General features: G+C 66.3%; 12 protein-coding genes and 2 pseudogenes. 6 read left to right on the top strand and 8 right to left on the bottom strand.

Annotation, left to right across the window (positions count from 1 at the left end; all coding sequences use genetic code 11):
- The 4 genes from PV350_RS37355 to recD2 form a co-directional block, all read right to left on the bottom strand.
- Positions 1–105, bottom strand: a 105-nt coding sequence (locus PV350_RS37355; protein WP_500337906.1) for a polyketide synthase docking domain-containing protein, incomplete at its 3' end; no start/stop codon positions are given.
- A gap of 1,101 nt (positions 106–1,206) precedes the next feature.
- The gene (locus tag PV350_RS37350; RefSeq protein ID WP_500337903.1) at positions 1,207–1,398 is read right to left on the bottom strand and encodes a hypothetical protein; all 192 of its coding nucleotides are present in this window, start codon (positions 1,396–1,398) and stop codon (positions 1,207–1,209) included.
- Between the two features lie 329 nt (positions 1,399–1,727).
- Positions 1,728–3,086: an endonuclease domain-containing protein gene (locus tag PV350_RS37345; RefSeq protein WP_500337901.1), complete on the bottom strand. Its 1,359-nt coding sequence runs from the start codon at positions 3,084–3,086 to the stop codon at positions 1,728–1,730.
- 234 nt (positions 3,087–3,320) lie between these two features.
- Positions 3,321–5,564 (bottom strand): SF1B family DNA helicase RecD2, encoded by a 2,244-nt coding sequence (gene recD2, locus PV350_RS37340; protein WP_500337899.1) that lies wholly within the window; start codon positions 5,562–5,564, stop codon positions 3,321–3,323.
- A gap of 440 nt (positions 5,565–6,004) precedes the next feature.
- Between recD2 and PV350_RS37335 the strand changes: the two genes are divergently transcribed.
- From PV350_RS37335 to PV350_RS37320, 4 genes and pseudogenes are all read left to right on the top strand, one after another.
- Positions 6,005–6,376 (top strand): hypothetical protein, encoded by a 372-nt coding sequence (locus tag PV350_RS37335; protein WP_500337898.1) that lies wholly within the window; start codon positions 6,005–6,007, stop codon positions 6,374–6,376.
- A gap of 197 nt (positions 6,377–6,573) precedes the next feature.
- Positions 6,574–6,693: pseudogene (locus tag PV350_RS37330) on the top strand (hypothetical protein); the annotation flags it as partial.
- 94 nt (positions 6,694–6,787) lie between these two features.
- Positions 6,788–7,015 (top strand): hypothetical protein, encoded by a 228-nt coding sequence (locus tag PV350_RS37325; RefSeq protein ID WP_500337904.1) that lies wholly within the window; start codon positions 6,788–6,790, stop codon positions 7,013–7,015.
- A 55-nt stretch (positions 7,016–7,070) separates the two neighbouring features.
- Positions 7,071–7,388 (top strand): hypothetical protein, encoded by a 318-nt coding sequence (locus tag PV350_RS37320; protein ID WP_500337897.1) that lies wholly within the window; start codon positions 7,071–7,073, stop codon positions 7,386–7,388.
- A 286-nt stretch (positions 7,389–7,674) separates the two neighbouring features.
- Here the strand turns inward: PV350_RS37320 and PV350_RS37315 are convergent, their stop codons facing one another.
- The 4 genes from PV350_RS37315 to PV350_RS37300 all read right to left on the bottom strand — a co-directional run bounded on the left by PV350_RS37315 (position 7,675) and on the right by PV350_RS37300 (position 12,249).
- A complete protein-coding gene (locus tag PV350_RS37315; protein ID WP_500337896.1) occupies positions 7,675–8,211 on the bottom strand; it encodes a hypothetical protein in 537 nt (178 codons plus the stop codon).
- 870 nt (positions 8,212–9,081) lie between these two features.
- Positions 9,082–10,989, bottom strand: a complete 1,908-nt coding sequence (locus tag PV350_RS37310) for a SpoIIE family protein phosphatase (RefSeq protein ID WP_500337894.1) — start codon at positions 10,987–10,989, stop codon at positions 9,082–9,084.
- Between the two features lie 643 nt (positions 10,990–11,632).
- On the bottom strand, positions 11,633–12,007 hold the full coding sequence (locus PV350_RS37305; RefSeq protein ID WP_500337892.1) for a fic family toxin-antitoxin system, toxin component: 375 nt from the start codon (positions 12,005–12,007) through the stop codon (positions 11,633–11,635).
- The gene (locus PV350_RS37300) at positions 12,004–12,249 is read right to left on the bottom strand and encodes a plasmid mobilization protein (protein ID WP_375822121.1); all 246 of its coding nucleotides are present in this window, start codon (positions 12,247–12,249) and stop codon (positions 12,004–12,006) included. Before PV350_RS37300 ends, PV350_RS37305 begins: the two co-directional genes overlap by 4 nt.
- Before the next feature lie 344 nt (positions 12,250–12,593).
- Between PV350_RS37300 and PV350_RS37295 the strand changes: the two are divergent.
- Both PV350_RS37295 and PV350_RS37290 read left to right on the top strand, forming a co-directional pair.
- Positions 12,594–13,501, top strand: a pseudogene (locus tag PV350_RS37295) (IS110 family RNA-guided transposase); the annotation flags it as partial.
- A 139-nt stretch (positions 13,502–13,640) separates the two neighbouring features.
- Positions 13,641–13,833, top strand: a 193-nt coding sequence (locus tag PV350_RS37290; RefSeq protein ID WP_500337890.1) for a transposase family protein, incomplete at its 3' end; no start/stop codon positions are given.

The following is a 13,833-nucleotide window of genomic DNA, read 5'->3' as shown; positions in this document are numbered from 1 at the left end:
CGCGTTCAGTTCGTCGTTCTCGCGCTTCAGACGGTCGTTCTTGATGACGGCCGCCCGGAGCGCTTCCACCAACTTGCCGTTTGTCTCACTCACCACTGACCCCATTCAGCCTTACGCTTAAGGCGGCGGTCGATAATTTCTCGAGAAACCGACACCTCTAGTTTATTTCGGTATTACATTTTGTCGCAATTGTTGATTGCGCGAGGTCGTTGAGTGCGGCGTTGATGAGTTCGCCTTCGCTCATGACGTGGATACTCCCGAATTTACTGCCCAACCCATCACGACAGGCTTCCAACGCGAATTGGCGAGGGCTTGCGTTAACGGCTTCATGAGACATTCGAGAGACTTTTTGCCTATGCGCCCGATGTGCACAAAAACTTGCCGGATTTGCCGCCTCCGAGGGGCGCGAGGATGCGCGGGCACCATCAGCGATACACCATGTCAATCGAGATGTAGCACCGTGACACCGAATGGACATTGGAGAGAATTATCAGAAATTACAAATGTCCCCACATGGGAAACTAGTGCTACTTGGCTCCTCCAGCGCCTGCTGCATCCTCGTCCCGTGACGACCCTCCGTCAGCACGCGAGGTGATTGACAAGATCAATCTCCATTATTCACCCACCGCGATCCATACGAATAGAACATAAGCGCCACCTGATAGCCCGAAGGCTTACACCTTTGAGGATTGTGTGGTGTTGGACGACAATGCTCACTGATGTCCGTTCAAGTCGATCACAGAAAAATGAGGGTCGAGGCGATTAGGTAGGTTTTGAAACCAACCTTACTGTCACGACAGCCCACACGTGCCTCGTCTTCTTTTCCCTCGCGTCAGGATGCAGTGACGCATTTGTCGAATCAGCGCGCCATGGCTAAGCGGGTCTGTTCGGTGTGACCATGCATTGCCAAGGGCCCGCAGCCAGCAGGGGGCGTATCGTTCCGCGCAACATCCCAGCGGCAATGCTGGTTTGTCCGGTAACAGGGAAGGCCTTGATGGCGAAGTGGCCCAGGAAAATCGCATTTGGATGACGACGGCCTGCGCTGGTGTTTTGGTGGGTTGGGGCCAGTTTCGGGGCGCGGGTCGTTTGAGTCGGTAGTTGGACATCTTGCGTTTCACGACACGGGGCTGGGATCGGAGCCTGCGGGGCGGCAGGAAGTGGTCCAGCAGGTCCTCGCGGAGTCGGATCAACGCGGTGATCAGGTGCTCAGGGGGAAAAGATCCCTGGTGAAGTAGTGACGCTGCGCTGGGCCGCGCGAAGGGTGTCGGTGAACGACAGCCGGTCGGGGTCGATGCCCTGGCCGGCTGCGGTTTTGTGCATCAGGACTCGCAGCGTGTGGTGGACCAGGAGGTGGGCCCAGATCTGCTGGCGCACTCCCTCGGGGGTCTTGCTGGACAACACTGCGGCACCGACACCAGCGCCAACTGCCCCGGCGAAAAACCCGGACGGCCATCGGACGGATACAGGTCCGCGAACTCCTCGTCCTCGAAAAGCACATCCAGCCGGTCCCGCACCAGCGTCGCCGGCGTCCCCTTCGGACACGCCGCCCATGCCGTGCGCACCGTCCTCACCGGAATCCGCTGGAAACTCCTCGGCCGCAACGACACCGCACCCACCCCCGGAACCCGAGGCCACCCCGCACGCCTCCAGCGAAGCACCGCGCCGCCCCACCGTCAGCACCCCGAACAAGATCACCAACAGCGTCACGGCATTGCGGCTAACCCCGCTCAGAAAAGAGATGGAAGCGGGTTGCTGGTATCCGGGATGACGGGCCGGAACTGTGCGGGGACGGTGTCGTGGCGGCTTGGCCCGGCAGCAGCAGCCGCCTCAGGAGCCGTCTCGGACAGCCATACACGGAACCGGTCCACGGCTACTCGGTAGGGGACTTGTGCCAGGGTGCTGTGCTCCCCGCTGGGACAGTAGTCCACACTCAGGGTGATCACGCAGGAACGGGGCTGATTGTAGCTGCCCATCCAGGAAGCACGCAGCTCACCGCACGGTGTGCGCCCGCGGGAGCTGTGACGGACACGGTGGGTTGGGCGCACCGGAGCGCCGACCAGCAGTGCGGTGAGTGCGGCCAGGTGCGGGAGCGGGAGCGTGGTGCGAGCGCGGCAGCCGGGGCAGCGGTGCCAGTGCCGCAGCCAGTCCTGGGCGTGAGTGTGGAAGAGGGACGCGTAGCGGTCGGTAACGTAGACGTCGTTGCGGTAGAGGTAGTTCGGCCGTTCGCGGGTGTTGCAGCCTTGGCAGACGGGAGCGCGGACGTAGCCGTGCTCATGGCAGTGGTCGATCACGCTGGCGGGAGCTTCCTCGCAGACGGCGCACCTCCACCCGGACACGGCGAGAGAGCCGCGTTTCTTGCTGAGAGCCGAGTAAAGACGGCCCTCCAGCTCCCTGGTGTACGGGCGCAACGTTGTGGTTCTGCAAGCGTGGCAGATGGTCTGCTGGCCGCTGCCGGTCTGGACGCGCCACGTCTCGGGCCGGTTGTCCGCCTTCGCTCCGCACCTGCTGCAGGTTCGTGCGGCCAGCAACCACTGCGCCTCGGCACGCTCGGCCGCGTCGAGCACCTGGCCCAGGGCACGGGGCACCCACCACGTGCGCGCCCCCTGTGTCTTTGTCCGTACCACCAGGACTCGGCGCCAGTCGATCCCCGCCAAGTGCCGCAGATGGTCGCCGCCCGCCTGCTGCCACGACCCGTCAGACGTATCGTAGTTGCGGACTTGGATCCATTCACGGCCCAGGCGCTGACGCCACCGCAGTGCCCGCGCATCGTCTTGTCCCGCACTGGGTACATGGCCAGGTCTGACGTGGACCAGCGCATTCTTGTTCAATGTGACCAACCTCAGTTCCGCCGCTGCCCGGCGGACGTCGGCTTCGTGAACGTGCCAGCGGTCGTCGGCGTCCTGCACCGTGGGCACCAGGTGACTGCCGAGGAGTACGTAGCCCGACCGCGGGTTGGCAGGAGAGCCGGTAAACGCTTCGGGAGCGGCAGGTACGGTGCTCTTGCACAGCAGTTCGGGCCACAAGGCTTCCGCCGCAGCGAGGGTGAGCAAGCCGTGTGTGCGACGCGGGGTATCGGCCTCTGCCATGCCCGGCACGCTAGCAGCATCCCTGACGCCCGCACCCGACTCGGTCAGGGACACCGTCCCCGTCTCACGGTCCCGCAAAGCACCGGGGGCGCGCCGACTGGAGCGAAGCCAAGGCCAAGCGTCCTCCGTGGGCAGCCAGCCGTGCGGTCCGTGCCGCTGGCGTTCGGTATCGCAGGCTTCGCCGCAGTCTGATTGAGGCCATCGGCGTTCCATTGCTGTGCCTGCGGCGGCTGGTCATCCGGTGACCAGCCGATGGTCGAGTGCGGTGTGCCGTCGGCCGGCGCTGACCGTACGGACCGCCTGCCCCAGGGCCTTGCGTGAGCCGACCAGGACGACGAGTTTTTTCGCTCTGGTCACGGCAGTGTAGAGGAGGTTGCGCTGGAGCATGGTCCATGCCGAGGTGGTGAGGGGGATGACCACGGCCGGGTATTCGCTTCCCTGCGAGCGGTGGATGGTGATGGCGTAGGCGTGGGCGAGCTCGTCGAGTTCGTCGAAGTCGTAGCCGATCTCCTCGTCCTCGTCGGTCAGGACGGTGAGCTTCTGCTCTTCTGTACTGAGGGCGGTGACTACGCCAACTGTGCCATTGAAGACGCCGTTCTGTCCCTTCTCGTAGTTGTTGCGGATCTGGGTTACTTTGTCGCCTATCCGGAAGGTGCGGCCGCCGAAGCGACGTTCGGGCAGTCCTTCGCGGGCGGGGGTGACGGCGGCCTGCAGGAGTGTGTTGAGGTTGCCCGCGCCGGCCGGGCCGCGGTGCATGGGGGCAAGGACCTGGATATCACGGCGCGGGTCGAGGCCGAATTTCCGTGGGATCCGCCTGGCTGCCACGTCGACGGTGAGACCGGCCGTGTTGTCGGTGTCGTCCTCGACGAAGAGGAAGAAGTCGGGCAGACCGTCTGTCCGTGGGGGCAGGCCCTGGTTAATGCGGTGGGCGTTGGTCACCACTCCGGACTGCTGGGCCTGCCGGAAGATCTTGGTCAGCCGTACAGAGGGGATCGGGCCGTGGGTGGCGAGCATGTCGCGCAGCACCTCGCCCGCACCGACCGAGGGGAGTTGGTCCATGTCGCCGACGAAGAGCAGGTGGGCACCGGGGGCGACGGCTTTGGCGAGCTTGTTCGCCAGGATCAGGTCCAGCATCGATGCCTCGTCCACGACCACCAGGTCTGCTTCCAGCGGCCGGTCCCGGTCGTAGGCGGCGTCGCCTCCGGGCCGCAGTTCCAGCAGGCGGTGGACGGTCGAGGCCTCGGCCCCGGTGAGTTCCGACAGTCGCTTGGCCGCCCGTCCGGTCGGCGCGGCAAGAACTACCTTCGCCTTCTTCGCCAGGGCGAGCGTCACGATCGACTTCACCGTGAACGACTTGCCGCAGCCCGGACCGCCGGTCAGTACGGCAACTTTCTCAGTCAGCGCCAGTTTCACCGCCTCCCGCTGCTCCGGTGCCAGTTCCGCACCGGTCTGCCGCGCCAGCCAGTTCAGCGCCTTCGTCCAGTCGACCGGTGCATCGCTGTGTTTACCGAAGGCGGGCATCTTGTCGGCGTCGGTGCGCAGGAGTCTGAGCAACTGGTTCGCCAGGGAGGTCTCGGCGCGGTGAAAGGGCACCAGGTACACGGCGGTGATCGGCTCCCCGTCCGGGGCGGGCACGCGTTCGCGGACCACGCCGTCCTCGGTGACGAGTTCTGCCAAGCAGTCGATGACCAGGCCAGTATCGACCTGCAGGAGTTTGACGCCGTCGGAAATCAGGCGCTCCTCGGGCAGGAAGCAGTTGCCCTGGTCGCTGCTCTGTGAGAGCGCATACTGCAAGCCTGCCTTGACCCGCTCCGGGCTGTCGTGCGGGATCCCGACGGCCTGGGCGATCTTGTCGGCGGTCAGGAAACCGATGCCCCAGACGTCTGCGGCCAGCCGGTAGGGCTCGTTCTTGACCACGCCGATCGAGCTGTCCCCGTACTTCTTGAAGATCCGAACCGCGAGCGAGGTGGAGACGCCGACGCCCTGCAGGAAGACCATCACTTCTTTGATGGACTTCTGCTCCTCCCAAGCGGCCGCGATCAGCGCAGTGCGCTTGGGGCCGAGGCCCGGCACCTCAATGAGCCGCTCGGGTTCCTGCTCGATGACATCGAGGCTGTCGAGACCGAAGTGCTCGACGATCCGCTCGGCGAAACGAGGACCGATTCCCTTGATCAGCCCCGACCCCAAGTACCGCCGGATGCCCTGGATCGTGGCGGGCAGCACGGTGGTGTAGTTCTCCACCGTGAACTGCTTGCCGTACTGCGGGTGCGACCCCCAGCGTCCATGCAGCCGCAACGACTCACCCGGCTGCGCGCCAAGCAGCGCCCCGACCACCGTCAACAGGTCGTTCGCACCGCGCCCGGTGTCAACCCGCGCAACCGTGTAGCCAGTCTCCTCGTTCGCGTAGGTGATGCGCTCCAGCACCCCCTCCACCTCAGCAAGTTGCCGCAGTGGCGCCCGCGGCACACTCACGCCCATCGCCTACCCCCGGTCCTGTGCCACGGCCACCATCCGGGGCCTACGGTATCCACTCGCCTGGTGCTACTCGACCTGGCCCATGGAACAGCGACCATGTCTTTTGTCATCGATGGGACACAGGCTCACTTTTGCGGCCGGCGTACGGGGCTCTCTTGCGTTCAACCTTCCTGCCGCCATCGGTTCCCGGGCACAGGGCCATACCTGGGATGTCATTGGGCAGGTGTTCGTGCCGCATCGTCTCCGCCGTACGTCCCCACGCCTGCCAGCGGCCGTACCACTCGGTAGGAAACTGTGATTTACCCCTATCTGCGGCTATCGAATGACCTACATTGCGACACTCATTCAACATCAAATGGCGCAGCTATTCTAGAAACCCCTGGACGTCACTCATAAAATGATATCTCCTTGCAGTCTGGGCGCATTTTTTGAAGGAGGAAAATATGGGATTCATCAGCAAAATCCGTGCGCGCGCCGGCGTGGCACTCGCGATATTTTTCACCGGCGCACTCACGTTGACCCTGCCGACTCCGGCCGAGGCGTCCCCCCTGGTGCCTGCCTGGGCACTGATGTTCTGCTCTTCAGCCAATTACGACACCGCTTACTACCTCAACGGCACATATCAGACCACCGTGGCGCGCAACACATGCCAGACGCACCGCTGGCAGCCGACGAGCGCACCCTCAATGACGGTTAAGGTCGAAGCCGCGATTCCCGGCAAGGGATACTTCGGAGCGACGACTGTCGACATCAAGAAGGGCGCGGGCCTGCAAAGCGCCGGGGATGCCGGTTCGCCCTTCCTTTTTGCGTTCTAGCCGAACTCTCCCGGCAGCCTGCGACCCCTGGAAGTCGACGCCCCTCCGGCTGTCGCCTCGTCCGCGGGCTGGCGCTCGGTTCCGGCGAATTCTCGGGATCGTTGCAACACGTGGGCGGTTGATCAGGCCGCAAGCAGTGGAGACAGGCGCTCGGCTGGGGTGTCCCAGCCGAGCTCTTGGCCACCCCGCACGGCTGGGTGCAGCGCTACGCACCCCCCTGTGTCCGCCCGCCGGTCCTCGCCGGCGACATCTCCCGCCCCAAGCCGATGATGGTCCGGGCGCACCGGCTTCGCGCGCTCGCTCACCGACCGCCCGGTCAAGGGCGCACCGACGCGGTCACGATGCTCGCCTGGTCCTTCGTCCGCGACGACCGGCCACCCGGCGACACCGCCCGCCCAGGCCGCCCTCGCCCTGCACGACAAGGTCACCGACCTGGAGAGCGCCGGCACCTCGGTCATCCAGGTCGACGAACCGGTGCTACGCGAGACCCTGCCGCCACTCGGAACTGCCCGCACTGCCAGCAGCCAGTCACCATCGTCGCCCTGCTGGCCACCCGGGAAGCTGCCAGTCCCGCCATGCCCACCGGCCTTCCCGATGTCGTCCCACTCCGCGGGGCTCCTTGACAGCACGATCGGATGATCGGCAGCCGGGAAATCCGGCTGCCGACGCAAGGCCGTGATGGCAGAGTCTGCCCATGGTCTTCCTGCATTGCGAAGCGGTCCGATGGGTCGATGACGAACCTCAGCCTGGCCTGATCGAGGTCCGCTTCACCGATGCCCACCACCAGCAGTGGGCCTTCGTCGACAAGTGGCCCGTCTGCGCCGGAGGAGACGGCCTGGCCCCCGACTCCCGCTACCCCGTCAAGGTCAGCATCCTCTGCGACATCCTCGCCACCGGCAACAGCGCGGACACTGCAGACACGGTGAAGATCTCGGTCGCTCCTTGGGGGCTCGAATCGCTCGAAGGATGCGTCGAGTTCGAAGTGCGGGCTGATCAGTTGACCACCAGCTGAGGTTCTTGATCACTGGGCCCGGCCGACCTGATGGTCGGCGGGCCCACGCATGCTCTCGGCTCCCCATCTTCCTCACACGATTCAAGCGACAACCAAGTGAGGACAGGAGCGATAGCGGCCGTTTTCAAGAGTCCCCATCACCAATGGAGCCGGGGCACCCGGCGGGTGCCCCGGGCCCGATCCACGGCCTGGAAAACTCAAGTGCGCGCGGAAGCATCCGCCCTTCCAGGCGTTCAGCTCCCTCCGGTGACGGACCGGGTTCCTCCTGGCGAGAGTGGGGCCGCCGTCAGCCGACGCGGCGGGCCCTGACGCCGTCGGCCTCGAAGTCGTAGACGTACCGGTTGATCCGCAGGCCGTCGACGGCGCCGGCCCACATGTAGTCGCGCCCCTTGCCGACGGCGATCGCGTAGATGGTCGCGGACGCGCCGCCGTCGCTGTCGCTGTCGAGCGCATTCTTCAACGTCGTGAAGTTGCATGGGCCTGGCCTGGGTGCACAGGGGCGCTCGCCGCCCGACAGGAACCACTCGCCGGTCGATGCGGTGGCGTCGAGGTAGCCGCTCCACTGGTTCGTCGGCGCGACGGCGGGCGGGACCCACACCAGCGTGGTGTAGGTGTCGCCCGGACGCGAGGCCAGGTTCGGGTTGATCTCGATCCTGATGCCCGGCAGGTTGCGGGGCCCGCCGTAGGTGACGTTCTCGCCGCTTTGGAAGACGTGGAACCCCAGCTTGGTGAGGTCCCGAACGCGGTCGTTGTAGAAGTCGACCTCGTTTCCGAAGTCGACCTTCTCGCTCGGGGGAGTCAGCGAGGTCGAGTCGTCCGACACCGCCAGGCCCAGGCTGCCGTTGCCGTAGGCGGCCTGGCGGCGGACCCCGTCACGCCGTACGAGCCGAACGGGCCGTCCCTGAGGTCAGCGACGGGGGAACCGATCGTGCTGCGGGCGATGACACCCCAGTGGTCCGAGCTTATGGAGCTTCCGTCCGCGACGGCGGACACCGATCCCGTGAGGGCCGAGGTGACGACCGTGGCCAGCGCGACGGCCACGAACGTCCTTCCCCGACTCAAGCCAAGACGAGCCTTCACAACCCATTCCTTCCGGGTAGCCGAAGGATCCGGTGCACCGCTCGTGCCAGGGCGCCGCAGGGCAGTGCGGCACGACGCGGCGGCCGAGGCGTGACCCTTCGCGTTCATCAGAACTTGGTGAGCGGTTGTGGATCATGTGGGGGGTGCGAATGGGGCCACAGCCTCCGGTATGACAGGAGTCGTCATCAGGAGACTTGACCTCACATCCCGGGCACGCCGGACGATCACGTAACGGCCGAACCCGATCAGTAGTCCCCAGCCCAGCCCAACCGAAAATACACATGACGACCGTTACATGTTGTGACGACGCGCGCATCCTGGGTGGGCTGTTTGTATCGGACGGTACACATCACGCCGCGACTCTCTCCGCGCGCGCTGACAGTGGAGAGAAGCCCGGCAGGGCGGGCGGCTTTCTCGCGTCACTTCCTCAGGCTGCGAGGTTGAGAAGTGAGCCGTGAGTTCACAGACGAAACATCCATGGGCATGCCGAGAAGCCAGAAAATAATCTTTCCGGCGTTGGGAAGGCAGTGTCGAAGGCGCCAGTAGCCCCAACTCGCGGGCGCCCGTGAACAGCCCTACTGATCCCTGGGCCAGCAAGCAGCGCAAGACGCGTTCAGTTGGCCACGCGAATGATGAGGAGGGCGATGTCGTCTGTGCCGGGAACCATCTGCAAGGCCTGGCGCAAAAGGAGGTCGGCAAGGCGGTCCGCGCTGTCACCTTCGGCTTGCGTGAGATGGCGTGCAAGGTCAGCAGTGGTGTGATCGGTGTCAATGCCGGGGGCTTCAACCAGGCCATCGGTAAAGAGGGTCAGAACAGTTCCCGGCTGCAAGGGGATTGCAGTAGTGGGATAGGCGCTGTCCGGAGTGATGCCGAGCAGGAGCCCCGGCGGGAGATGCAGCGCTTCGGTGTGCCCGTCAGGAAACCGGATCAGGGGTGGGTAGTGGCCCGCTGTGGCGAATCGGGCGCTGTGCCGCGCCAGGTCGAGGTGGCCGTACAGGCAGCTGGTGAACAGACCCGGGTTGAGATCGGTGACTAGGCGGTTGGTTCGCGCCAGGACGGTACCCGGTGTGAGGTGCGAGGTGGCATGGGCGTGGACGGCGGTTCGGACCTGACCCATGAGGGCTGCGGCCTGGACGTTGTGGCCCTGAACGTCGCCAATGGTGATGGCAGCACAGCGAGTTCCGCACCGTATGAGGTCGTAGAAGTCACCGCCGATGTCGCTGCCGTGGGCGGGAAGGTAGCGGGCGGCGACTTCCAGGCCCGGAATCTCGGGGAGTTCCTGGGGGAGCAGGCCGTTTTGAAGTGTCCGGGCCAGCTCGTGCTGGGTGTCGTAAAGGCGCGCACGGTCCAGGACCTGTCCGATCATGCCGGCCAGGGAGGTCAGGATGGTGCGTTCGGCCAGCGAGAACGAGCGGGGCTGGTCGTAGGACAGGACCAGGAGCCCGACAGGGCGGCCGGTGGCGATCAGGGGCAGGAAGGCCCAGGCGTCCCTGTCGCCGTAGCGGAGTGCCTGCGGATAGGAACGGCGAAACTCGTCGTAGCTGGTGAAGAACCTCGGGGTCTGGGTGGTCAAGGCCCGCACGACCGGGGTCGGGGCTGTCAGAGGTTCACCGTCGAAGCGCGCCATGAACTCGGGCGTATAGCCCCGGTAGCCGGCGATCCGCAGACGCCCCTCTTCGACCGTCAGCAAGGCCAGCCCCTGGGCTTCGAAGGCCCGCACGACCTGGTCAGTGACCCGGTCGACGACATCGTTGACGCTGCTTGCCTCGGTCAGGGCGGTCGCCAGATGCATCAGGTGATACAGCGGCAGCGCCCCCAGAACGCCTTGGGGGGATGGCCGCCCTGTCTCGGCCTCTGGTGAGGTGGTTGTGGGGGCGGATGTGATCCGGACGCTGACGCCGGTGGCTCCCGGGGCGAGGCGGAACAACAAGCGCCGGTCAGGCGGCCGTAGGGCGGTAAACACGGTCGACTTCCGGCTCATCACCGCCTCTCGGTAACGATCCTCGAAGGCCGGATCGCCCAGCCACAGCAGCCGCTCCCAGGGCCGGGCACCAAGCAGGTCGGCAGCACCCACACCCAGCAAGTGGGCCGCCGCGGTGTTGAGGAAGGTGACGTGACCGTCCAGGTCCAGCGAACAACACCCCACGGGTAGACGTTCGGCGAAGTCGAACGCACCCATCGCCTCGCCCCGGCCTGGCGTGCGCGTACGGTTCGGTGCCAGCACGACCGGCTCGGAACCAGGCAACAACGGGCGACCATGTGCTGCCGCCTGCTCTAGAAGGCTGCCTGCCCTGCGGCAGAAGCTGCCGATCGCCTCACGCTCGCGCCGGTTCGGCTCCGGCGGATGCCACAACGGCCACACCAGACAAACAGCGCCCCACACCCGGGCCTCCCCTGCCATCGGTGCGGCCGCCAGGACCGTCTCGAACGGCGCCATCAAACCGATCCGGGGATAACGCCGGGCCATCTCGTCCGGGCCGCCCACCCACACCAGACGCCGCTGCCGTACGGCATCTGCCACCGGTGTCGCGCGTCCACGCCCATCCGTGCCCACGGAGCGGCGATCCGCCGGGACATCCCCGACAACGCCACTATCTCCAACACCCCCTCCCCCGGTGGCAGCGCGTACAGCATGCCGACCGCCGCATCGGTCTCCCGCACCAGCTGGCCGAACAGACCCGTAAGCCGGCCCAGCCCCGCCGCGGGCCGCCGCACACCATGCCGCTGCACGACACTCACCCCCTCTCACGCACCCCAGCCGCCGTTGGGGAAGGACGGTCGACACTGAGAGCGTGGATCGTGGGCTCCCGGCCGCCCTCCGTTTGAAGGCCCAGCCTGCTGCCAGGCTGCCTGGGCTGTTCACGTCGCAGGCAGGCGGCTACCACCCGCTCACGGCACCAGCGTGCATCGCGTCAAACCCTTACGCATCCTGGAGGGACGGGGGCCGCTCAGGCTCCTCACACCAGCCGTAGAGCGTGGTGCCGGTGGGCCGCGCGAGTGACCCTGGTGCTCTTGCCGTGCTCTGAGGAATCGGCCCTTCCGTCCCCCTGCGAGACCTGCGGTGCAAGGCCTCCCGCACCTATCACTCCGGGTCACCAACAAAAGTAAGAGGACCCCGGTCCTCCTGGGAGCCAGGGTCCTCAGCGCCTACTGGGCGCGACCGCTTACACAGCCACCCATCCCCAGATCGCCTCGGCGACCGTCCGCACATCCAGCGCGTCCCGGTCGATCCGCGCCGCCAGCTCTGCAGCCTCCTTGGCCCCCACGGTCACGATCGCACCGCTCGCCGTCAGGTACGCCGCGGCCGCCACCGCGCCAAACAGCTCGTTGGCGTGCTCCAGGGCCGGTACCCGGATCAGCTGGTGCATCAAAGCCGCCGCGCGGTGGTGCACGTCCGTGTACACGGGGGTCTCCATCACCTTGTCCGCGTGCCTCGCCACGGCGGCCGCCAGCGATCCGAAGTCGGTGATGTCGGGGTCACCAGGCATGTTCCGGTGCGCAAGGTCCAGCAGCCACGCCCGGTCGATGTGAACGATCACGCAGCGGCCCCGGCGCCATCACTGGCCTTCGGATGCCCGAACTGCTCGGCGAAAGTGTCGCCCCACGCATCCGCGAAGTGCGCACCCGCGCCCAGGAACCGGTGCCGCAGGTCGTTCGCCTCGTCCGCGAGAACCTGCCGGGCGTAGTCGGCCACGCTCATGCCGGCGGCTGCTGCCCGCGCCTCGATCCCGGCGGCCGTCGCCTCGTCCACCCGCACGTTGATCTGCCTCTGGCTGCTCATGCCGCGATTGTAGCCAACCGTACGCACCGCTACACCCCTACCGTCGACACTCCACGTCATGACACGAACGCCCTCAGACGGAGGACGCCAGCCACGTGCTCTCCCCCCGTTACCTTCTTCGTGGCCCCGCAATGGGGCCTCCGGCCTTCGGGCCCGGCATGACTTCCCCCCCTTGTTGTTCATGATCCGGGGGGTGGTGTCACCGGGTCCGGAGGCACCGACGAACCGCTGATGAGGGGCTTGAGCACCGGCTTCACCCGGGCCGGAGGAGCTCTCCGTAACGTGGATGTGGCAGCTTGGTGCCGAGGCAAGGCCGGACGAAATCGTGATGGAGGAGCCTGCACGTGATCGACACCGGCGACATCGACGTCTACCTCGGCCTGGACGTCGGCAAGGGCGAACACCACGCCACCGCCATCACCCCGGCCGGGAAGAAGGCGTTCGACAAGCGCCTGCCCAATACCGAGCCCAAGCTCCGCGAGCTGTTCACGAAACTCCAGGCCAAGCACGGAACGGTGCTGGTCGTGGTCGACCAGCCGGCCTCAATCGGCGCCCTACCGCTGGCGGTCGCGAGGGACTTGGGCTGCCCGGTCGCCTACCTGCCCGGGCTGACGATGCGCCGGATCGCCGACCTCTACCCGGGTGAAGCCAAGACCGACGCGAGAGACGCGTTCATCATCGCGGACGCGGCCCGCGTTATGCCGCACACGCTGCGGGCGATCGACGGCGAGGACGAGACGATCGCCGAGCTGGAGATGATCGTCGGGTTCGACGACGACCTCGCCGGCGAGGCCACCCGGGTCGCGAACCGGCTGCACGGCCTGATGACGCAGATCCATCCGTCACTGGACGGGTGCTGGGCCCGCGGTTGCAGCACCCGGCCGTCCTCACGCTGCTGGAACGGTTCGGGTCACCGGACCAGATCCGCAAGGCCGGCAAGCGCCGGCTGGTCACGCTGTTACGGCCGAAGGCGCCGAGGATGGCCGAGCGTCTGGTCGAGGAGATCTTCGCCGCGCTGGACGAGCAGACCGTGACGGTCCCGGGGACCGAGGCGGCCGCGCTGATCGTCCCGAGCCTGGCCGCTTCGCTGGCAGCCGTGCTTGACCAGCGGAAACTGCTGGCCGGGCGGATCGAGGAACTCCTGGATGACCACCCTCTTTCGAAGGTCCTGATGTCGATGCCGGGAGTCGGCGTCAGGACCGGAGCCAGGATTCTGATCGAGGTCGGCGACGGCAGGGCTTGGGCGAGTTCCGGGGTCGGGTGGTTGGCCGGGCCGTGACCGGTTGGGGTGCATAGCAGCGCAGGCACGGGCTTCGTGATCATTGGGGTGTCGAAGCTCAACGATCATGAGGTGGCCCGTGCCTGCCGCTGTATCTTCTCTCATCCCGCCGGTGTTGGTGAGGCTGGGTCCGCTGGACATCGGCCAAGTCGCTGACCTGCGGACTTTCCTGGACCTGGTGCCCGACCCGCGTGCGAGGCGGGGCCGCTGGTACTCACTGACCGCGATCCTCCTCGTCTGTGCCTGCGCGGCCGTGTCGGGAGCGAGGAGCATCGACGAGATCGCCGAGTGGGCGGCGCGGGCCT

Source organism: Streptomyces sp. PA03-6a, assembly GCF_033792765.1.
Lineage (GTDB): Bacteria > Actinomycetota > Actinomycetes > Streptomycetales > Streptomycetaceae > Actinacidiphila.
This window is presented reverse-complemented; position numbering and strand designations above follow the sequence as displayed.